The following is a 269-nucleotide window of genomic DNA, read 5'->3' as shown; positions in this document are numbered from 1 at the left end:
CGGTTGCACAATCGCCCCAGCCACAAAGCCGCCAGCGCAAGGGCTAAATCGGTACGCTGCACACCTGAAAGTTGCGTAGCCAGCTGGCGGAATTCCCCGTCGGTAAATTCCAGTTTCAGGCGCAGAATATCTGCCGAGGCGCTGCGCCCCGGTAAAGGTGCCGGAGAAAGTGACGCGGGCGGTGGCAGTTGACGACGCTGTTCCGCCCAGAATGCCGCATCACGCTGCCAGGCTTCGCTTTCGCGGTATTGCTGGTACTCTTCCACTAC

General features: G+C 60.6%; 1 protein-coding gene. It reads right to left on the bottom strand.

Annotated elements, in window-relative coordinates; genetic code table 11:
- The coding region (locus tag SB756_RS30535; protein ID WP_410913302.1) for a condensation domain-containing protein at window positions 1-269 on the bottom strand (269 nt) is incomplete at both ends.

The sequence above is a fragment of the Pseudomonas sp. SIMBA_068 genome, assembly GCF_046534705.1.
Lineage (GTDB): Bacteria > Pseudomonadota > Gammaproteobacteria > Pseudomonadales > Pseudomonadaceae > Aquipseudomonas > Aquipseudomonas putida.
This window is presented reverse-complemented; position numbering and strand designations above follow the sequence as displayed.